Source organism: Paenibacillus kribbensis (genome assembly GCF_002240415.1).
In the GTDB taxonomy this organism is placed as follows: Bacteria; Bacillota; Bacilli; order Paenibacillales; family Paenibacillaceae; genus Paenibacillus; species Paenibacillus kribbensis.
Map to the genome: position 1 here is coordinate 4,917,571 of NZ_CP020028.1, position 21,686 is coordinate 4,939,256.

Here is a 21,686-nt window from a genome sequence, read left to right on the forward strand (position 1 = left end):
CTTAGTTTCCAAAATGGATGTATCTCCTTTTGCGTAGAGTAGCTATAAATAGTATACTTGGAGTCACTACGGATAGGAGGGCGATGAACATCACTACTGTAAAAGACCGGATTGATTTGAAGCTGATTAATTGTGATAAGGAATTGACCCTCGCGGTCATCGGCGGAAAATGGAAGCTGATTATTTTGTGGCACCTCGGTATGGAAGGCACCAAGCGGTTCGGTGAATTGAAGAAGCTGATCCCTCATATTACGCAAAAAATGCTGACCAATCAGCTGCGCGAGCTGGAGGAAGATAAGCTGATCCTGCGCAAAGTTTATCCTGTGGTCCCTCCGCATGTGGAATACTCATTGACCGAGCATGGCGAAAGCCTGATTCCAGTACTGAAAGCCATGTACGACTGGGGTCAGAATTATCGTGAAAACGTGATTTGGAAAGAAGAAGGAGCTATTCAGGACGTTACACCCGTGTAATCAGCATGATCTTCTTCATGCTAAAGAACCTCCGTTTCCACGAATAAAGTGGCGCAGAGGCTCTTTTTGTATCCATTATAATTTCCACTTAAAAGTTACTTCAGGTGCCACTCCGCAGACGGATAGTGCTTCCCATCGCCACCGCCCCCGGATTTCTTGAATTAAGCCTATGAACAGGGGAGAAATCCGGGGACAAAAGCGACCGCTTCGCTTGTACAGCACCATTCCGCCTACTCCGTTTTTGTGTTTCATTTTCCAGTTCTACTTAATATTTATACGAACTTAGGAGTTCCAATAACGCCAGCACGCTCCGTACTCGTATGATTATTAACAGTTGAACAATCCCCCACTAATCTTAACTGGTCGACGAGGATTTTCCTTGTTCTTTTCTGTTTAAGCGCCTCCATGTTGTTCAAAAGGTTGAATGCTCTGACCACGCTCATGCGGCTGCATAGGCACAGTTATAATAAACAAAAAACTAGCCGCGACGATCAGCAGCACCATTTTTTTTAACATTATTTAACCACACCTTTTCGATAAATTTTGAAAACTCTAGCTTTGTTTTATCCATTGCGTAGGCTTTAAAATGCTCGAATAATCCCAAACAGTTTATAAAATAAGTTTCGTTATTTAGTATAATCGCTTTTAGCGTGGCAGACTTCAAATGTTTAAAGCCATCACTATACATCCCTTTATATAAATAGTAATAGGCCAACTCATAACCAAAATGCACAAGATAATGCGGTAAGACTTGTTGCGTATACATATCAGCAGATGCTGGTAGTTGAGCAAAGGAATTAATGTCCAGTTCAAAACGTGAAAGAACATCATCCACATCTACATGGAATCGGTTAGCCGCTAGCATAATATTCAAAAGTTGCACAATCCGGTCTTCTTCTGTTGTATCTGCCGATGCACTAATATATTCAACATAATCATGTAGCACACTTATATCTCCAGATAAAAGCTTATTCACCATAGTATTAGCTTGCGCCCAGTGCTTGAACAGGCTGACCCAGTGCTGAGTGTCCTCATCTGTCTCTACGACCCAATCTAAATTAGCATAATTAAATGTAAACAGTAGTGCTTGGTCATAATTGCCTTGAACATCACAGACCCTAGCACACAGTAGATCGGCATAGGTGATATACACAAACATGGGACGACTCAGCTTCTTAGCAGGCTCCTCACGATTCCTCTTCTTCTGCTGATGTTTTATAGAATATTGAATTTCCGCCTTAGCTCTCATTTTTCGAGCCGTTTCATAAAGCATGTCCCATTCTTGCAAAGAACGATATATGTTTGCCAAATCTTTTAATGCATCTAGCTGTTCTATCTCATCCAGACGTTCGACAAAAGGTTCAAATCGGTTGGCTACCTTGAGATTCCGGCTTTGATTGTCCCCAACCTGAGTCGTGAATATGCGATATTGACAGATGGCCAAGCGTTCAGAGTGCTGGTACTTCTCTGCTTCCGCAACCCCCTCATAGAGGATCACCGCAGCAGCATGCCGACCTTGTGCGAATAATGTTTCTGCCGCATCAAACAGCTTCGGGGAATAGAGCAGGTTGTCCATAATATGTCCAACTATGCGCTTAATCGCTTCCAGCTTGTCCAATTCCACACAGCGAAACAATACCGGTTCAATACGCCGCCAATCCGGGGAACGTTCGATGATGTAATGTTCTATGTATCGGTCGTAAAAATAGCCCTCTGGTAATCCCATTGCAAGTGTAATTCGATCCAACTGGTGTATAGCAACTGGACGATGCTTAAGAATCCAATTATTGAGCGTTCTTTGATGAACACCGGAATGTTCTGCAAATTGTGCCAGCGTTAAGCCATTTTGCTGCAAATAATCCTCCAGCTCCGCTAAAATCGTAGGTGTATGTTCCAAAGCATAACCACCCTTCGCACAAAAAATCCAAATTTTATAATTCCACCTCGATTTTCCCCTAAATATTGTCATGCGTCAATATACTTTTTCTCAATATTCACATAATCAACATATAAAACCAGAAGCATTGGAAAAATCGGTGGTTGCTCACTCGATTCATATGAACTTCAACCGTTAGCACAAAAAAGCCTGAGACTGTTCATGACAGGCTCAGGCTTTACACTTCAATCACTCCATGGCTTGATCAGACTTGCAGCTTACCTGCACGAATATCGTCCGTCATTCCCGCGTAAGGTGCCTGGGAAATCAATTGCTCGTTGTTCACACCCGCATTTTCAATGAAGGTAATGTCTGCAAATTCAGGGACTACATACTTCGGATAGGTTTCGTACTTTTCACGCGATTCTTCCATCAGTGGAATAAAATCGTTTTGATAGCGGACCGTAATCTCTGGATGCTCATGCACCCATTTAGGGAAGAAAATAATGCCGTGCATGCGTTTCTCCTCAGGCATAAAGTTTAGAGCAACGTCCGTGCCGGTCGGTTCGGTCCATGATACTTTGTACACATTCTCCACTAATTTCACCAAATTTACCTTCTGATCACGTACCCAGCGCCCGCCTACCATACCACTATGAATGCGGTAATCAATCGTATCCTCATTTTTAATATATATTTCGTATTCCCAGCCGTTCTCATAGGTGTAGATCATGTGGCTACCAATAAACTTGTCCATCGTACATCCTTCTTTCCTTATTATGATTTTATGAATTGAATGAGACAATGAAAATAGTAATTTCAAACATGTAAATATAAACATGTTTTTTATTACATTTAAATTGTAGCACTGTGATATACTAGTGTCAAATACCCCATGACGAGGAGAGCTACGTTGAAACGAATATTGAAATATGCCATTTTGGGCCTGGTTCATAAACAGGAAATGAGCGGCTACGATATTACGAGCCAATTCAAGCAGGAAATTGGACAATTTTGGAGTGCCAAGCACAGCCAGATTTATCCTGAGCTCAAAAGACTAACCGAAGAAGAGTTAATTGAATACCGCACCTCCATTACAGGAGCCAAGCTGGAAAAGAAGCTGTACTGCATCACACCCAAGGGAACCCGTGAGCTAATCGAGTGGCTGGCAAGTCCCAAAGAGCTGCCGGAAACGGAAAAGGATGAGTTTATGCTCATGCTGTATTTCTCAGCCGCCATCCCCAAGGAAGAGAACAAGCGGCTGTTCAAGGATCAGATCGCCAAACGTAAAGGCAAGCTGGAGCATTTATATGAAAGCAAAAAATCCCTCCAACTGCTGGACGAGAACCTCCAAGCTCCTGGCTCTCAGCAATTCGGACACTATCTGGTGCTGAGCCGTGCCATCAATCGGGAAGAAAGCTATATTGCATGGCTGGAAGAAACGCTGTCACTGTTTGAAGAATAGCCTTTGGAACGCAAAAAAAGCCATTTCAGCAAAACAGGTTTGTACCCTGTCTGTGAAATGGCTGATTCCAATATATGTCAACCTAGTATGTTAATCTGCCGTCGTTTTGGAAGCGCCGTAATCCTCAATGTGAATATCCGTACTGAATTGTACCGGAATCGTGCTAAAGGTCTTGTCCCAGTCATCTTTGACCTTTTTCCATACTTTAGGATGCTGAATCCGCAGGGCGTCTCCAAAACCTCCGACATCTGCCCGCAGCGTATGCATTTTGGCTACGGTTTGTTTTGCTAATGAGTTGACTTTCTCCTGAAAGATACTCTCTTCTCGTCCGAGCAGCCGGTTGTTGCCCAAATCTTCATTCGGATTAAAGTTTTCCGAAATACGCCCCTCTGAATTCATTCTCACGCGAAAAGATATGTCATCCCCCTGAACGATGGCCTTGATGCTGCTTTTTACCGATTTGATCTCATAAACAATATTTTTTTTGGTTTCGGGATCGATACTTTTCACAAGACCTCCTTTCAATTCGCCTTTGATCCACATAAGCCCTTCCACCTCGGACTCATTCAGAAAACCACCGTATGTTTGCGCCTTTCCCTTGATGATTCCCGCACCCGCCAGCTTGACTTCACTCTCCGTCGTAATGACATTAGGCAATAAAAAGCTTCTTTTCGCTTTCATGGGTCCAATCACTTTAGCCAATGACACGGGCTTCAACATCCGTGAATTTCTTTTACGGTTTTCAAAAATATCCTTTAATGCAAAGGCCGGGGTCTGACCAGGGATTTTCTCCTGAAGTGCTTCACTTGCCGTGCCCGTACTGATCAGCAATTGGACGCTGGGTCGGATGTCATTATCCCCCAAAAAGAAGTCCAGCAGCTCATACAACGGAACCTTACGAAGCAGACTGGAACTGATAATGACTGTCTTCAAATGAAATCCAATCGGAGGACGATTGATCCGTAATGAAATTTCCCTCAATATCTCAAAGACGGAATCACCGTTTCCCTTAACGTTGTAAAATTTTTTAGTTTGCGAAGGAGAGCTTCCGGAACTTTTGTTTTCCTCTGGCACGATAAATTGAAAGGTTCCGGTAATTAACTCTTTTTTTGGATAAGCTCCTCCTTTCCGATTGATTTGCTCTTCTTGCGAAGATTGTTCCGCTACATCCATAGCAATGCCTGTCTCCAGGTTTAGATCCTCCACCGGTGAGCTGCTCCAGCAGCCTGAAAGTGTACTGCATATCAGGAGAGCCGCCATTCCGAGAAATCCTAACCGGACTCTCTTCATGACCGCATCCCCCTCCAGCGAGAAATAAGCAACAGCGGAAGTGGAAGCAAAGTGAACAAAATTAAAGCTCCATTCCCGATGATCGTTCCAAAAGAAAACAACTCATTCAGGTTTTTAGGTATTTGGGACAAGATGTAAATGAATGGGAGCAAAATAAACAAAATCTTGGCATAAGAGCCATTCAAAATTTGAGAAACTCCGAGCGAAGCGCAATAAAAAGCGATAGTGAATGTGCAAAAAATTTGCATGATCCAGATCGACAATAATAGGGATTCGAACCGTTCAAATACCAGATACTCCACTTCAAAGCTGCGGGCTAAATCTAAAAAAGGCCAGGTTCTGGTCATAACCCCTTCCACCGAAAAAGCGCCAATACACAGGATCAATGCAGCTATATAAAAAACAACCGCGATCCCAATCGCCCATCCGATTGCCTTGGTTGCTTTCCCAGGTTTTTCCATGCGACAAAGAATGATAAGCATACACTCAGTCCCCGTAAAAGTAAGCGTGGTAGTTTTCAAAGCTTTAAACACTGGCATCACACCCTCCGATAAGATGGGACGCAAATTATTTAATTCAAAAACGTTTAATCCCAGCAAGCATATCAACAAAAAGATAGATGCTGTAATCGGGAAAATAATTTGGCATATTCTACCTATAGTACTAATACCACCCATGCACAGGTACAGAGAGATCCACATAAAAGGCGCTGAAATAGCCCATGCCGGCGTCCCTTCAAGCAGGAAGAACGCTGTTACTTCCTCCACAGATCGAATTTCGAATCCAGCTATACAAACAAAATAGATGACTAACAGCACGCCAATAACCTTGCCAACGGTTCTACCTATAATCCTCTGTACATACTGGTAAATGGTCGATCCTGGAAATTGTTGACTTAATTTTATAATAATCCATCCGGACAGGAAAACTACCCCACCTGCTAAAATAATGGTTATCCACACATCTGGCGTCCTTGAATCCTCTACCATTACCCGGGGAAGCGTAAGCAACCCGGCAGCCAGCATAAAGCTGACCACAATTGCCGTCGTCTGTAACGTTGTAATTTTATCTGCTTTTTCTTTTCCTACGGCCATTTGGCTCCCTCCTATGTTGAGCTCATCCTTGTCGCTTGGGGTCTTTATGCTTCAATAGAATAGGTCTGTTTTTCATAAACTGAAACGGTGCCCGTATAAGATAATCTTTCCAGTCTTTCAACGAACGCGGGGCTGTTAGACTAAGGAACGGTACACCGAAGCTATGTAATTTAGCCATATGAATACTCAGCATCAGAAAAAACATGATCACTCCATACAAACCGAAGGTGGCCGCCGTGAACATGGCCGCAAAACGGAGAACACGCATGGAAATTCCGGCGCTGTATACAGGCGTGGTAAAAGAAGAGATGGCTGTAACGGCCACCACAATGACGAGAATCGGACTTACAATCCCGGCATTGACAGCTGCCTGTCCAATAATAAGACCACCGACAATGCCCATGGCCGGACCAATGGGCTTAGGCAGCCGTAATCCTGCTTCACGCAAAATCTCGATGGAAATCTCCATAATCAGGGCTTCAATGAGTGTGGAAAAGGGGACGCCCTGTCTTGAACTGATAATGGAAATGACCAGTTTGGTCGGAATCAATCCGGGATGAAACGAGATAAAGGAAATATAGAGCGCTGGGGCAAACAAAGATATCGAAATCGCCATGAAACGAAGAAATCGAATAAGCGACCCCGGTATCCATCGTTCATAGTAATCTTCAGGAGACTGGAGCATCATCCCGTACGTTACAGGCACCAGGAGCGCAAAAGGGGTACCGTCCAGGAGAATCGCTACCCGTCCCTCCAGCAATGCGGCCATGACCCGATCCGGTCTCTCCGTATTTTGAATTTGCAGAAAAGGGCTAAGAAAGTTATCCTCTATAAGCTGCTCTACATAGCCCGACTCCAGCACCTCATCCATATCAATGGTTTTTATCCGGCGCTTTACCTCATCTACAAGCTCAGGGTCAGCGATATCTCTGAAATACACCACCATCAACTGCTTCTCCACTCTTTTGCCGACTTTGAAGGACGACATAGCCAGTTCCGTACTTTCCCCATGTCTGCGCAGCATCGCCGTATTGTCGCTGAGTGTCTCCGTAAAACCGACTCGCGGTCCTCGCAGCACCGACTCTGATATTGGGTCTTCTACCCCTCGTGTATTCCCCTTGGGTGTACCCAGCACAAAAGCACCCGGTATGCCTTGAATCATGAGGACCACTGAACCGAACAATATCTTTTGCAAAGCATATTGGACTTCCAACGTACATTCTGTCTCCGACACAAGCATGACCTGACGAATAATCATATCCCGAAGCGATTCTCCTCTCGGAGGCTCGTCGCCCTCTTGTCCGGATCTGCCCCAATCCATCAGCGGCTTTAAAACGTTCTGGTCCATACCCACCTTGTCCGTTAATCCATCCACAAAAAAAAGAGTACCTGCAGCGTTCAGGTTTTCCAGAAAAATGGAGCGCTCGTTCACGTCTGCCATATCTGCGGCTGCTTGTCTGATTTTTTCCACATTGGCCTGATAATCTTCTGTAAAGGTTTCCCCTTCCTTCTCACTTGCAAGCGTATTACGATCTGCATGCTTCGAGCGGTCTTGTTCTTCCATAAGCTTCAAACGCTCCATACGTCTACTCTCTCGGCCATCCAGTTTTCTAATTTGTCGTACCACCAAAAAAATAACCAAAGGTACAATGAACAAAAATAAGGCTTCTATCCACACAGTCCATTTGGGGATGTGAGTCATGATTGTCCGCCACATGTCCATTCCTCCTTCACTTCCATCCGATTTATATATATATTTACCTGGATTAGAAAAAAGATGCATCACTGACAGACGGCTTAATCCGTCTCACGCGTACATAAAGGATTAACAAGTGACATTCGCACCTAAACATGCCTATTTCATGGGGGATATTTTTTGATAAATAAAAGGAATAAAAAGGTGAATTTGATGGGGCAATTGCAGTGTCAAAAGCGAAAAACCATGATAATATCTATTCATTCTATGACTAATGTCGCAAATTACTTGTGTTTATTTGTCCATTATTCGAATTTAAAAGGAGCTGTAGGTATGAAGAAGCATTTTTGGAAAAAAGCCGCTGTGTTGAGCTTGTTAGCAGTGATTTTGTTAGGAGGAACGGCGATTAGTCCCAAACAGGCACAAGCATCCCCCGAGCCTTATCTTGGAGAAATTACGTTGTACCCTTACACGTTCGCTCCTAGAGGCTGGCTAAAGTGTGAAGGTCAGATATTGAATATTTCGCAAAATACACCGTTATTTTCGCTGCTGGGGACTAATTTTGGTGGGGATGGGAGAACCACATTTGCATTGCCTGATTTGCGCGGGGCCTCTCCGATGCCGAATGTAGACTACTATATCGCAATTGAAGGAGCGGCGTTCCCGTCCCGCCCATAATGAATGTGTTCATCAGTGTGCTATTTAACGAAGAAGAGGTGATCGCGTGCTCGAAGGCAATAACTTCACACGCAACAAATTGAAACCCTATCGCTTGCTGATTCCATTGCTACCCTTCCTCGGCGGAGCGGCTTTGCTCATAGGGACGAATGAAGCCAATGCGGCAGGCTCGGAAAATGTGGTGCTTAACAAGCCAGTCACATCCAGCGGCTATAGTCAACCCTATGACCCGGCCAAGGCAGTCGACGGTTCCTATGAACCAACAAGCCGCTGGTATCAAGCCGGCAACGGCCAAAAATGGATTCAGGTAGATTTAAGAGACTGGTATATCGTAGACCGTTATGGTGTAGCAGGCATGGGGATCATCAGTGGATGGCAGGATCAACGCGACCCTTATGGCTTTCGATTGCAAACAAGCAGTGACGGAAGCAATTGGGTTACTGTCGATACCGTTCAGAATAATACGAATCCTAATTTTGAAACGAGCATCACTCCTGTAACCGCACGATTCTTGCGATTATATATTGATCAAGGAAATGCGAGAAACAATCTGTGGACTTCTATCATGGAATTCGCAGCTTATGGGGAGCGATTACCCGTTCCGCAGGCTCCAAGTCATTTTACAGGAACCAAAAATGGAAATACGGTGGAGTTAAGCTGGGACGCTGTTCCTTACGCCACGTCATACAAGGTCATCAGAAATGGCATCACATTGTATGCAGGACCATTAACCCGATTCACAGATTCCACGGCATTACCGCCAGGTGCGGCTGTTTACAGTCTGCAGGCTGTGAATGCTCGGGGAGAAAGTACTCCCTCGGAGGTCACAGTGAACATCCCTACGGATGCCGATGATGTTGCACAGGCCAAAGACGCACTTGCTCTGGGCTTTGCTTCGGGTGACTCAGCCACAGCAGTATCACAGCCGCTGGCATTGCCACTGTCTGGATTGAACGGTACGACGGTGAGTTGGAACTCAGATGCCCCGGATGTCATTACTAATACAGGGACTGTAACGCGTCCGAGCTACGATGCGGGAGACAAGACGGTAAAGCTGACAGCGACGATTACAAAGGGAACCGCTTTAGATACCCGAACCTTCGAGGTTACGGTACTGAAAGCTTCTGCTCAAGATACACTGGACCAGGCTGCGAATCATCTCACACTAGGCGATTTGTCTGCCATAAAAGAAAATATATCTCTCCCTTTTTCTGGAGATGGTGGTGTGCTAATTCAATGGTCATCAGCTAATGCGCTTGTTATTTCAGCAGATGGAACACTGACCAGACCCTCCTATAGTCATGGAGATACCGATGTTACCCTGACAGCTACCCTACAGCTCGCTGGCTTAACGAAAATAAAGAATTTTACTGCACACGTACTCCGTCTGCCAATGAATGACACCGAGGCCGTTGACGCAGCATACAGAGTGCTTGAATTGCCGATGACTACAGTAACTGGAGACGTATATTTGCCAAAAGACGCTCTGAATGGCGTTCAGGTGTCGTGGACTTCAAATCAGCCTGAATTCCTGGATCATACTGGACATGTAACATTCCCGAGCTATGTACAGGGTGATCAGACCATCACACTGGAAGTGGTTCTGGCAAGAGGCGGGGTTGAGCTTCGAAAAACATTCAGCCTGCTCGTGCCCGCATTGCCTGTAAGCGCTGATGAAGCAGTGAATTTGGCGGCAAATACACTGAAACTGGATTACCCGCAAGGGATTAAGGATTCTATTGCTCTGCCACAGACAGGGGCATTCGACACCCAGATCGACTGGTCTTCGGATCAACCGGATATCCTCAGCAGCAGCGGTCAGGTGAATCGGCCCAAATATACAGACGGTGATGTGAATGTACGCTTAATAGCAATCATTTCTAAAGGTACAGCTTCTGCACAAAGAACATTCTCGATCACAGTGTTAAAGGCATTGCCGAATACACCTTATGTACGATTGAACGGCAATAATCCGATTGTCCTGGAAACTGGGGACAGCTTCACCGATCCGGGAGCCAGTGTACTGGACAGCGTATACGGCAATGTCCTGATCCCTGAGCTGTCAGGCAGCGGTGATGTCGATACAGATGTACCTGGCATATACGTATTGAACTATGCTTATAACGACAATGGAGGCTGGACGGCAGAGCCAGCCGAACGCCGTGTAAACGTACTGCCACGTGCTGTTCAAGCCATAGCAGGCACAGGGAGTGTCGCCTCAGTGATCGTTACAGGTGCCTTGCCAGGGGCTCGGCTGGAGCTGTACAATGTCCAGCAGCAGCTTATAGCGGAAGGGATCGCTTCGGGAGAAGGGAAATATATGTTTACCCCCGTTCCCGAGGGTGCCAGCTACTATGTGCTGCAGAACGTAAATGGCATGCAAAGCGTTCCTTCAGAGTTAGTATATGCCCAAGGTTTAACCGCCCAGCGTGTCGCGGATTCCATCACAAGCATACCTGCTCCTACAGCAAGTGATACACTGCTCAGGTTGCCTGTTGTACCCGATGGTTTCCGTCTGACCATTAGCAGCAGCAGCCAGCCAGACATCGTGCGGACCGATGGAACGATTATTCAGGCAGCAACTCCATCCGTTGTAGCTGTAATATTGGATGTCACAAAGGTAAGTGATGGTTCTCATGCTTTGACACAAGCAATAGAAGTCATGATCCCCGCCAAGATTAGTGTGAACACGGGGAAGTCTAACAAAGATAAAGAGGAAGATCAGGCTCTACAGGCAGGATTGTCCGGACAGGGGAAAGAGGTCTCCCTCTTTGTTCCAACAGCGGCATATGTGAATGAGCAGATACAACAAGCACTTCGAGAAGGCAAGGCGTACGCAGACATTCATTTGGAGCAGGAAAAACAGATTAACCGTGTTATCCTTTCTCATGCTTTACTGAATAAATGGGATAAGGTTGGAGCTGCCGTGATATCCCGATATGGAACACTGATGATATCCAGCGACGCCTTAACCCGTATGGCTTCAGGCCAGGAGGACGTTACTTTGTCCTTCCAGCATGCAGATGCACAACATGTACAGCAGATGCGCGATTGGGCGGAGCAACAATCCAGCCTAAAGCTGATAGGTCCGGTTGTAGACATCAAAGCCAACGTGACAGGAACCTCGTCCATCGTTCTACCGCTGGATAACGAATCCTTAAGTAAAGTACAGAATGCGGAGCCTCAATTCTCCATTCTTGTTATTCATGAAAATGGCGAGCGTGAGGTTCTAAAAGGCACTGCTGTGATGGATTCAAAAGGCATGTTGTCAGGTGTGAGTCTGAATACGACCCGGTTAAGTACCTTTGCCGTTGCCGCCTCCACCGACGCAAGGCCTCAAACCGACCATACAAATGTGCAAAATAACCCTATAAATTCATCGGATTCGCAAGAGCTCGCTCAGGTATGGCCCGATGTACAAGGACATTGGGCAGCGAATTCCCTGCAATCTCTTGCAGCCAAAGGCTGGATACAAGGATATAAAGACGGCAATATGCGCCCTGAGCGCGCGGTAAGCCGTGCAGAATTTGTGTCCATACTCATCAGAGCTTTGGGGACTACCGAAGACAAGGGTGCATCTACAGATTTTACAGATTTGAAAGGGCACTGGGCTGCAGCAGCCGTGGATACCGCTCATCGTCAAGGGTGGATTCAAGGGCTAACCGTTCAGACATTCGGCCCTGATGAAAGCCTTACACGTGAACAGGCGATGGTGATCCTGTCACATGCAGTAGCGGATAAAGTATCTGCTCCAAGCAAGGCTGCACCGCAGTCCTATAAGGATGAGCAGCAGATTGCCTCCTGGGCTTCCACTGCATTCGAAAATGCTATAGGCTCCGGTTGGATCAGCGGATATCCTGATGGGACGCTTAGACCGAAGGCAGCCATCAGCAGAGGTGAGCTGGCGGAAATGCTAATACGTATTTTCAAATAAGCCTGCTGAAGACCCTTAAATTAGATGAAATACAAACAAATACAGCGCGGCCCCTGGCATTTTCGGGGACCGCGCTTTTTTGTGAAAACTCCAACATTCATTTTTGCTTGTTTATTCACCCTTTTTCCCTCAGTAAATATATTAATTATATCTGTGAAGCGGGGCGATTAACCACCTGTCATCTCTACAGCAGGAAGAATGGTGAGGAGGAGTTATTTGAGCATGAAACATAAAAGATCATTCAGGTTCAGTGGCGCTTCAAAAAAGGATGAAGACAATAAACCAGCAAAGGTTAATCGGGGGATTGAAGCTCTTCTCAAGCTTATAAATGAATTGACCGCAATCATCCCGCTTGTATTCAAAAATCCCTCAGCGGCTAATGTATCTTCATTGCAGCAAATTTTAAGGCGATTGTTGATTCTGACGAAAAGCTTAAGACTTAGAAATGGCGTTAAGGCGGACTTATTGGCTGCGTTGGAGCTGGCTATCGTGGCGCTGGAAGCCACACCATTCTCACCGATTAGTGTAGGAACTACACTGCAACAGCTACTGGATGCCCTATTGTCTATCGTTCTACAGGAACCCCTTGGTCCTGTTTTTAAAGGCAGCCTGATTAGTGCGATCAGAACGACAGGAACGACTATTAGCAACGCATTGGGTGAAACATACTATTCAGGGGTCCCTGGTCCGCAAGGGCTTGCTGGACCTCCAGGTCCCATGGGTGCTCCGGGACCAGCAGGGGTTCCTGGACCACAGGGGCATGTCGGACCTGCTGGTCCTGTTGGACCTGCCGGGCCTGTTGGACCTGCCGGGCCTGCGGGTCCGGTTGGAGCTGCTGGGCCAATCGGGGCTGCCGGGCCTGAAGGACCTCCCGGACCGGTCGGCGCCACAGGGGTTGCCGGGCCTGCCAGTGGGGTCACCAGCGCCACAAATGCTACAGGCGCGGACGGGTTGCCCGGGCTGGCCGGGTCCACTGGCGCCACGGGTGCTACCGGTACGGATGGATTGTCCGGGCTGGCCAGGTCCACTGGCGCCACGGGTGCTACCGGTACGGATGGATTGTCCGGGCTGGCCAGGTCCACTGGCGCCACGGGTGCTACCGGTGCGGATGGATTGTCCGGGCTGGCAAGCGCTACAGGAGTCACAGGCTCCGATGGTATTGCCAGACCCGCTGGACCTACCGGAGCCACGGGCTCAGGAGCGATCATTCCATTCGCTTCAGGCGGACCAGCGACTATGACAACCATCGCTGACGGATTAGCAGGAAGCACAAGTTTAATCGGTTTCGGAAGCTCAGCAACAGGGATCAGCATTGTAGGCGGAGCCATAGACCTAACAGGTACATTGCTAGGACCACTGACTAACTTCGCTTTTTCCGTACCACGGGATGGCATAATTACATCCATTGCCGGATATTTCAGTACAACTGCTGCCTTGATCCTCGAAGCATCATCCGTAAGCATTACTGCTCAGCTATTTAGTTCCCCGACACCTAATAACACCTTTACACCTGTTCCCGGAGCAGCCGTCACATTAGCTCCACCACTAACAGACACGATCTCCTTGGGTAATTTCTCCAGCGGCATCACTACCGGATTGGCTATACCGGTAACAGCGGGAACCCGGCTGCTCCTTGTCTTCTCCGCGACAGCTACAGGGGCCTCTGTTCTTAACACCGTTATCGGTTATGCAAGTGCAGGTATTACGATAACCTGATCCAGGATAACAAGAGCCCCACAGGATTGGGTCCTGTGGGGCTCTTGTTATCTGTATTAAAGGGATATTTTCACTTCTTCTCCGTCTTCCCGAATGTCGAAAGTTTTGACTTGTCCGGTATCAGGGTCTTGAACGAGACCCGTCTCCAAATCAATCTTCCAATCACGCAGCGGGTCATAAATGTAATGACCTGATACGATGGATTCGGTAAGCGGCCCCCCCTTCGGATGCGGGTTGGAATTTTCAACAGCGTAAAGCTTGTTCTCCGAAGTGCGGAATACTGCGATTTCCTTATCATTCAACCGGATAGTCCGTCCAATTCTATTAGGAAAATCCTTACTGTGACCGACGATAAGCCACTCAGCATGTTTGATCATTCGCTTGATTGCTCCCTTCTCCAGGCATTATCTAAATACTTCACACCATAGACGGTGTAACGACTTCAAATAAGTTCTTACGCGAATCCGCATTATGGATAATCTTTTTCCATGGGTCTTCAAGCTGTTTCAGTGTAAATTCAATCCGTTCTATTAAAGCTTTACGATTATCTATATCGTGAACGACAGCCTTCTGAATCTCTTCAAGGCCAGTCCGTTCAACCCATTCCGAGGTACGTTCCAGATATTGGCCCGTTTCACGGTAGAACTGCATCACGCCCGCCACAATATCAATCAGTTCATCGTCGGTCTTCACTTTGCAGAGCGAATCAGCCAACCGCGCTTTGATACCGCCGTTGCCGCCGATAAAAATCTCCCAGCCTCCATCATTACCTACGATTCCGATATCCTTCGTACATGATTCCGCACAGTTGCGTGGGCATCCATTAACCGCTAATTTGAATTTTGCCGGAAAATCCAGTCTCTCGAATTTCCGTTCCAGCACTTCGCCCATTCCCATCGAGTCCTGTGTGCCAAAGCGGCAGAATTGTGACCCGACACAGGTTTTAACTGTACGAAGCGATTTTGCGTAGGCATATCCCGACGGCATGTCGAGTTCTTCCCACACCTTAGGCAAATCCTCTTTACGGACACCAATCAAATCCAGCCGCTGGCCGCCTGTCACTTTAACAACCTTAACGTTGTATTTAAGAGAAACATCCGCTATTTTTTTCAAATCCTCTGGAGTGGTAACACCGCCGTACATTCTTGGCACAACTGTAAACGTTCCATCCTTTTGAATATTCGCGTGCAACCGCTCGTTCACAAACCGGGAATCTTCCTCATTTTCATGCGTATCCGGGTTAATCATTCCCAAATAATAATTCAGTGCCGGGCGGCATTTGGAGCAGCCTTCATCATTCTGCCAGCCGAGTACATTCATCACTTCACGTGTCGTTGTAAGTCCCTTGGTTTTGATTGCTGCAACAATTTCATCCCTGCTCAAGGTTGTGCAGCCACATATTCCTTGCTTGGCCGCCGACTTGAAGCTGTCGCCTAGAACATACTGGAGAATTTGTTCAACGACCGGCTTACACCCTCCGCAGGACCGCGTTGCTCCGGTGCATGCTTTAATTTCGTCGACTGTGGTCAGTCCGTTTTCATTGATCGCATCAACAATCGCCTTTTTAGTCACACCATTGCAGCCGCAAACAATTTCATCATCAGCCATCGTTTCAGCAGATAAGGTTTTAGCCCCGTCTTTACTGCATCCGGTACCCATGAGCTGTCCATATATCTCATCTGTCATCAACGTTTGCTGCCGTACATATTTCTGAAGACTAGCAGATTCGCTCACATCTCCGAACAGCACAGTTCCAACAATCTTGTTTTCACGAAGCAGTACTTTTTTGTAAGTGCGCTTCCACTCATCCTTTGCTACGATCACCGTATGCTCAGGAGCAGTTATGAATTCGCCAGCCGAGAAAACATCCACCCCTGAAATTTTGAGCTTGGTGGAAACCACTGATCCCGCATAGCCTTCGGTATCTGCACCTGCCAAATGTTTGGCAATTACACTTCCCTGTTCAAATAGCGGGGCAACCAGACCGTAACATATCCCGCGGTGCTCAGCACACTCCCCTACAGCATATACATCTGGCATGGAAGTCTTCATCAAATCATCGACTACAATTCCACGATTCGTTTCTATACCACTTTGCACAGCCACCTGAATGTTAGGCTTGATCCCGACGGCCATAACTAGCAAATCTGCTTCCAGCTCGCTTCCATCCGAGAAGCGCAGTCCCTGTACCCGATCTTGACCGTACACCTCTGCAGTTTGCATTTGCATGGCAAATTTGATTCCCTGGCGTTCCAGTTCTGCTTTCAGCATCGCAGAGGCTTCCCGGTCCAGCTGACGCTCCATCAAATCCTCCATCAAATGAACGACCGTTACGTCCATGCCGAGATTGACCAGACCTTTGGCTGCTTCCAGTCCCAACAGCCCTCCACCAATGACCGCTGCCTTTTTATAGGTTTTTGCCGCCTCAAGCATTGCCGTACAATCGGCGATATCCCGAAAACCGATGACGCCTGGTAATTCTTTTCCCGGAATAGGCAAAATAAACGATTGGGAGCCCGTGGCTATCAAAGCTAGATCGTAATCAATTTCCAGTCCGTCCTCAGTATGAATCCTCTTTCTTTCTCCGTCGATGTTCCGTACCATTTTCCCAGTATATAAAGTAATACCTTGATCCTCGTACCATTGCAAATCGTTCAGTATGATATCCTCAATGGTCTTACTACCCTCCAAAACATAAGAGAGCATAATCCTGTTATAGTTCGGATGTGGCTCACTTCCAAGGACCGTAATTTCATATTTATCCGTTAATTTTAAAATCTGTTCGACCGTATTGATACCAGCCATCCCGTTCCCTATCACAACAAGCTTCTTTTTACTGTTTATCATATACCGGTTTCCTCCATTCATTCGACGACATCTCCTGCGTGCTTATGAATATCTGTCTATGCTTTTATTCTAATATAGTGGAGCACGTTATATGTGACTCAAATCACAATGTGGTTTAAATAATAAAAATTAAGGGTTTTCCCTATTCTCATTCAAGGGATTAAGGTAAATATCTATAATAAACTACCATTAATGGTAATTTATTATGATTTTCGCGAATGCATTTACCTTATCTGAGAGACAGAGCAACATCAAGGCCAAAACGATTTACCGAAGGAAGTAATCGCATAGGGAAAACGGAGAGCACGCAAAGGATATTACCCTACTTCAGTCTTGAGGAGGGTGTAAGATGATTCGGCCAAAAAGAAACCACCTCTGGAAAAAGGGAATACCCTTTAACGTGCTCCAGAAGCGGTTTCTCTTTATTTTTATAAATTATTGCACTTGATTTAACCTTTCAATATCTTATCGCTTGACCTCCAACAATGAATCTCCCGTTTGCACCCGGCTGCTGCCCAGCACTTTAATTTCCGCATATTGAGCCGTGTTGGTCACAATAACCGGTGTCGTCAGGTCATACCCCAGAGCTTTAATTTCCTCAATATTGAACTCGACCAGCAGTTGACCTTTGGTAACCCGATCACCTTCTGCGATATGCATTTTAAAATGCTGTCCCTTTAATTTAACAGTGTCCATGCCGATGTGAACAAGGACCTCCGTTCCCCCATCCGATACAAGTCCAATCGCATGGCCTGTGCGGAAGGCATTAGCTATCGTTCCATTGAACGGCGAGAGCAATTTGCCATCCTCAGGTACAATAGCAACGCCTTTACCCATGGCTCCCGTAGAGAACACTTCATCAGATATCTCGGATAACGGTTTGACAGCACCCGTCAGCGGGCTGGAAATATTCTCGTTCGTCAGCGCAGGAGCTGGGGTTCCAGCTTCTTTCTTCTCTTCATGGACTGCAATCATTTCTTTTTCCATAGAATCATTAAATCCAAAGAAATATGTGGTAATGGCTGTGAATACATAAGCTACTATAATGGCAATGACGAATCCCGCGAAACCCGTGCCGAAGAAAATCGGCAGGGATGCCAAGCCCGGTATACCTGGAGCAATGGCCACGGAGCCTGAAGCACCCGTGATCGCCCCGGCGATAGCACCCCCGATAATAGCCCATACGAACGGTTTTTTATAGCGGATACTAATCCCGTAGATGATCGGTTCCGTGATGCCAAACAAACCAGTTATCGCCGCAGGCCCTGCAATCGCTCTCACTTTTGGATTTTTAGTTTTAAGGAATACACCCAGTGCTGCACCTGCTTGTGCAAAGTTAGAAGGTGCCATTAATGGTTTCATGGTATCATAACCGTATACCGCAATGTTATTGTACATAATAGGAATAAACGCCCAGTGCAGTCCCATAACTACCAGCAGCTGCCATCCAGCACCCATAATAACCCCTGCTACAATCGGACTCAAATTATATAAGAAAGTGTAGCCCTTAGCCATTCCCAAGCTCGCATATATTCCAATCGGTCCAACCGCAATCAGAGTCAAGGGAACAATGACCATAAGACAAATAAGTGGCGTTATAAAATTTTTCACGCTATCATGAATAACTCTATTCAGGAATTTCTCCAAAATTGATAGCAACCAAACCGCAATAATCACCGGAATAACCGAGGAAGTATAACTCATAAGAACAACAGGAATATTGAAGAACGTAATATCCGCTTTATCGTTATATAAAGTAATAATATTCGGGTATACCAGAGCTCCCGCTACTGCAAGCGCTACAAACGTATTCGCTCCAAACTTTCTCGAAGAAGTGACTGCAATCGCCAGCGGCAGGAAATAAAAGATACTGTCTGCGGCAGCGAACCAGATCGAATAGACACCACCTGTTTTGGTGAGCCATCCCAGCGAGACGAGCATTAATAAAAGCCCTTTCAAAATCCCGGAAGCCGCTAGTGCCCCCAAAAATGGTGTGAAAATACCGGAAATAATGTCCACCGTTTTGTTGAACCAGTTGCCTTCAGTAGCAGCGGATGCATTTGATTTGTCGTCATCTCCAATGCTGCTGATCTTTGTAATGTCTTTATACACATCGCCTACCGTATTGCCGATGACCACTTGATATTGTCCGCCGCTTTCGACCACCGTAATGACGCCGGCAATGTTTTGCGTTTTGCTTTTATCAGCCAGCTCTCTGTTTTTTAGTTTAAACCGCAGCCGAGTGGCGCAATGCACCAAGCTGGAGACATTCTCTTCTCCTCCGATGGACGCCAATATATCTTTTGCCAGCTGTTCATTTGACATGCTGCTCGCTCCTTTAATCCCTTTTGGCATATTTCTACGAAAGTAAACGTTTACATGAATGGTAGTAATCCAAAGACTCTACACGCACTCCAAGGAGTACGAAAAGAATATAGAGTCTTTAAATTACACGGGTCAATCGTTAGCGGCTTCTGCCTACCATTCTTTTAATCGTATGTCTGCGTCCCTTAATGGATAGTGCAAGCTGGTAAACGTTCTCAGGAAGAGGTGTTCCGGCATAGCCACCATCTCCAATAGCATGAATATCCGCCCCCGTCTGCTTCATCATGAGTGCGATCCAGGCAATGGTTTGGACATCTGCCCCTTCAACCGAGCTGTTCAGGAAAGAAAGAGCAAGCGTTCCGGGTTTATACGAATGGACAAATTCTACACATTGTCTGACATGCTCTACGGTAATACCATGTCTGGAGCCAGGTGCAGGCAACGTAATAACGTCAGCACCAGAATCGATCAAGTCCTTAATAATTTCATTGGAAGGTCTCTCGCTCAGCGGATCACCCAGCACCTTCTCAATGGTTCCGTCTTCCCATTTTCCGGCACAGATCAGGATCTTGTCTCCCAGTGTTTCTTTTGCCAGCTTGGTTGCTGCAATGATCCGTTCAAAGGTTGTACCTGCGGAGGGATTTCCTCCAAGTACGATAAAGTCAGCTCCAATCTCCAAGGCACGCAGGAAGTTCTCCCTGGAAGCTACTCTTCCTTCTTTGGCCTCCACATATTGTTCTCCCGCAACCTATGCATCAGGGCTTGGGCATTCAAAATAAATGCCGAGCGGAACTCCAGCCCATTCTTTGACTTGCTTGAGACTATACGGCTTCTCGGCCAGCTTGCCGTGCTTCATTTCGCGCAATCCAATATTGGATTCTTCCTTGATCATATCAAAGCCGTTCAGCATAACCATATCTGCGCCGTAGGCAGCCTGGATTTCCGCATTGGTAACACCATCCACCAAACCGGTATTTATCATTACAAGATGTTGTCCCATAATGACGCGTCCTTCAGAAGCCAGGATAGACTCTTTCAAATCTGCTGCGCTAAATTTCAAAATATCGCTTTTGGTGCTGGCGATTAATCTTTTTACCAATGTAATCTCCTCCATATCATGTATGTTTGTATAAGTGGTTGTTTATCAGCATAAATGCTGTTCCTCGATGTCGGATATCATCTTGATGCGGTCGCCATGACGTCCTCCCTCAAACTCAGCCTCCAGCCATGCTTTCACAATCATTTTCGCCAATTCGCTTCCAACGACACGCGCACCAAATGCAAGAACATTCGTATTGTTGTGCTGCTTGGACAATTGTGCGGAATAAGGCTCGCTGCATACCACAGCCCGAATTCCCTTGACTTTGTTGGCCGAGATGGATATCCCCACGCCTGTGCCACAAATCAGAATACCTGCATCAGCCTGCTTTCCGACTACAGCCTCTGCAACAAGTTTCCCATACTTCGGATAGTCGGTTCTTTCTGAAGTTTTCGGTCCGTAGTCCATGACCTCATGACCCAGTTCATTAACATAAGCGGAAATAATCGCTTTAAGCTCTATAGCCACATGGTCGCTTCCAATAGCAATTCTCATGGCTCTATTCCTCCCCAATTTAAATATTTTTCAATCTGTTAATGATGGCTTTGTAAGGTTCATCTTTGCCAAACAAAGTGGAAGTCCCCAAAACGAATCCTTCAACGCCGTAGTGTGCCAATTCGTTGATCTTCTCTTCGGAAATCGCACCGTCTACCACGATTGTGAAATTCAGTCCTTTTTCATGCTTGTATGCTTGTAATGCTTTAATCTTGTCGTTCACGAAGGTTAAATAGGTTTGACCTGCAAAACCGGGATTTACGGTCATGACCAACACATAATCAACCATCCCAAGCAAAGGTTCAGCCGAAGCAATAGCTGTTCCCGGATTAAGAGCAATCCCTGCCTTGATCCCCCTGCCAACAATTCGGTCGATTGTGCGCGTCGGGTGCATATCGGTCTCTGGATGAAAGTAAATGATGTCTGCACCCTTATCGGCAAACAAATCAATATAGGCAGAAGGATTATCGATCATCAGATGCACATCCACTGTTTTTTGAGTTTGTTGGCGGATGTACTCCAAATCCTGAAGTCCCATTCCAAAGTTGGGGACAAATTTACCGTCCATAATATCGATATGATAAATATCCACATTGGCTTCTTCCAGTGCGTTTACTTCGTGTTCCAATGATCTGAAATTAGCGCACATCATGGAAGGACATAATAGCATACTCATTAATAATCACCCTTCTTAAGAA

15 protein-coding genes and 1 pseudogene are annotated in these 21,686 nt (G+C 46.3%); 5 read left to right on the plus strand and 11 right to left on the minus strand.

Annotation, left to right across the window (positions count from 1 at the left end):
* Positions 1–83: 83 nt before the first annotated feature.
* A complete protein-coding gene (locus B4V02_RS21905) occupies positions 84–473 on the plus strand; it encodes a winged helix-turn-helix transcriptional regulator (protein WP_007428687.1) in 390 nt (129 codons plus the stop codon).
* 478 nt (positions 474–951) lie between these two features.
* Here the strand turns inward: B4V02_RS21905 and B4V02_RS21910 are convergent, their stop codons facing one another.
* Positions 952–2,370: a helix-turn-helix domain-containing protein gene (locus B4V02_RS21910; RefSeq protein ID WP_094156403.1), complete on the minus strand. Its 1,419-nt coding sequence runs from the start codon at positions 2,368–2,370 to the stop codon at positions 952–954.
* A gap of 244 nt (positions 2,371–2,614) precedes the next feature.
* Positions 2,615–3,106, minus strand: coding sequence for a phenolic acid decarboxylase (locus tag B4V02_RS21915; RefSeq protein WP_094156404.1), 492 nt, complete (start codon positions 3,104–3,106; stop codon positions 2,615–2,617).
* A 156-nt stretch (positions 3,107–3,262) separates the two neighbouring features.
* Here B4V02_RS21915 and B4V02_RS21920 point away from each other — a divergent pair, with 156 nt between their 5' ends.
* The gene (locus B4V02_RS21920; protein ID WP_007428685.1) at positions 3,263–3,814 is read left to right on the plus strand and encodes a PadR family transcriptional regulator; all 552 of its coding nucleotides are present in this window, start codon (positions 3,263–3,265) and stop codon (positions 3,812–3,814) included.
* A gap of 90 nt (positions 3,815–3,904) precedes the next feature.
* Here the strand turns inward: B4V02_RS21920 and B4V02_RS21925 are convergent, their stop codons facing one another.
* Genes B4V02_RS21925 through B4V02_RS21935 form a run of 3 tightly spaced genes read right to left on the minus strand, consistent with a single transcriptional unit; the run spans position 3,905 to position 7,915 of the window.
* On the minus strand, positions 3,905–5,104 hold the full coding sequence (locus B4V02_RS21925; protein ID WP_094156405.1) for a Ger(x)C family spore germination protein: 1,200 nt from the start codon (positions 5,102–5,104) through the stop codon (positions 3,905–3,907).
* Positions 5,101–6,198 (minus strand): GerAB/ArcD/ProY family transporter, encoded by a 1,098-nt coding sequence (locus B4V02_RS21930; RefSeq protein WP_094156406.1) that lies wholly within the window; start codon positions 6,196–6,198, stop codon positions 5,101–5,103. The genes B4V02_RS21925 and B4V02_RS21930 overlap by 4 nt, the downstream gene beginning before the upstream one ends.
* 22 nt (positions 6,199–6,220) lie before the next feature.
* Complete coding sequence (locus B4V02_RS21935) at positions 6,221–7,915, minus strand: spore germination protein (protein WP_094156407.1); 1,695 nt, start codon at positions 7,913–7,915, stop codon at positions 6,221–6,223.
* Positions 7,916–8,227: 312 nt separating this feature from the next.
* On the opposite strand from B4V02_RS21935, the gene B4V02_RS21940 reads away from it, so the two are divergent.
* The 3 genes from B4V02_RS21940 to B4V02_RS21950 all read left to right on the plus strand — a co-directional run bounded on the left by B4V02_RS21940 (position 8,228) and on the right by B4V02_RS21950 (position 14,222).
* Positions 8,228–8,572, plus strand: coding sequence for a phage tail protein (locus tag B4V02_RS21940; protein ID WP_094156408.1), 345 nt, complete (start codon positions 8,228–8,230; stop codon positions 8,570–8,572).
* A gap of 46 nt (positions 8,573–8,618) precedes the next feature.
* Positions 8,619–12,506 (plus strand): immunoglobulin-like domain-containing protein, encoded by a 3,888-nt coding sequence (locus B4V02_RS21945; RefSeq protein WP_094156409.1) that lies wholly within the window; start codon positions 8,619–8,621, stop codon positions 12,504–12,506.
* 222 nt (positions 12,507–12,728) lie between these two features.
* Positions 12,729–14,222, plus strand: coding sequence for an exosporium glycoprotein BclB-related protein (locus tag B4V02_RS21950; RefSeq protein WP_094156410.1), 1,494 nt, complete (start codon positions 12,729–12,731; stop codon positions 14,220–14,222).
* A 56-nt stretch (positions 14,223–14,278) separates the two neighbouring features.
* Here the strand turns inward: B4V02_RS21950 and nirD are convergent, their stop codons facing one another.
* From nirD to rpe, 6 genes and pseudogenes are all read right to left on the minus strand, one after another.
* The gene (gene nirD / locus B4V02_RS21955; RefSeq protein ID WP_094156411.1) at positions 14,279–14,599 is read right to left on the minus strand and encodes a nitrite reductase small subunit NirD; all 321 of its coding nucleotides are present in this window, start codon (positions 14,597–14,599) and stop codon (positions 14,279–14,281) included.
* Between the two features lie 40 nt (positions 14,600–14,639).
* The gene (nirB, locus tag B4V02_RS21960; protein ID WP_094157067.1) at positions 14,640–17,069 is read right to left on the minus strand and encodes a nitrite reductase large subunit NirB; all 2,430 of its coding nucleotides are present in this window, start codon (positions 17,067–17,069) and stop codon (positions 14,640–14,642) included.
* A 465-nt stretch (positions 17,070–17,534) separates the two neighbouring features.
* The gene (locus B4V02_RS21965) at positions 17,535–19,394 is read right to left on the minus strand and encodes a beta-glucoside-specific PTS transporter subunit IIABC (RefSeq protein ID WP_094156412.1); all 1,860 of its coding nucleotides are present in this window, start codon (positions 19,392–19,394) and stop codon (positions 17,535–17,537) included.
* 139 nt (positions 19,395–19,533) lie between these two features.
* A pseudogene (locus tag B4V02_RS27135) lies at positions 19,534–20,508 on the minus strand (DUF7916 family protein).
* 30 nt (positions 20,509–20,538) lie between these two features.
* Positions 20,539–20,988, minus strand: a complete 450-nt coding sequence (gene rpiB, locus B4V02_RS21975; RefSeq protein ID WP_007428411.1) for a ribose 5-phosphate isomerase B — start codon at positions 20,986–20,988, stop codon at positions 20,539–20,541.
* A 19-nt stretch (positions 20,989–21,007) separates the two neighbouring features.
* Entirely contained in the window at positions 21,008–21,664 is a 657-nt protein-coding gene (rpe, locus tag B4V02_RS21980) for a ribulose-phosphate 3-epimerase (RefSeq protein ID WP_094156413.1), read from the minus strand.
* Positions 21,665–21,686 lie beyond the last annotated feature (22 nt).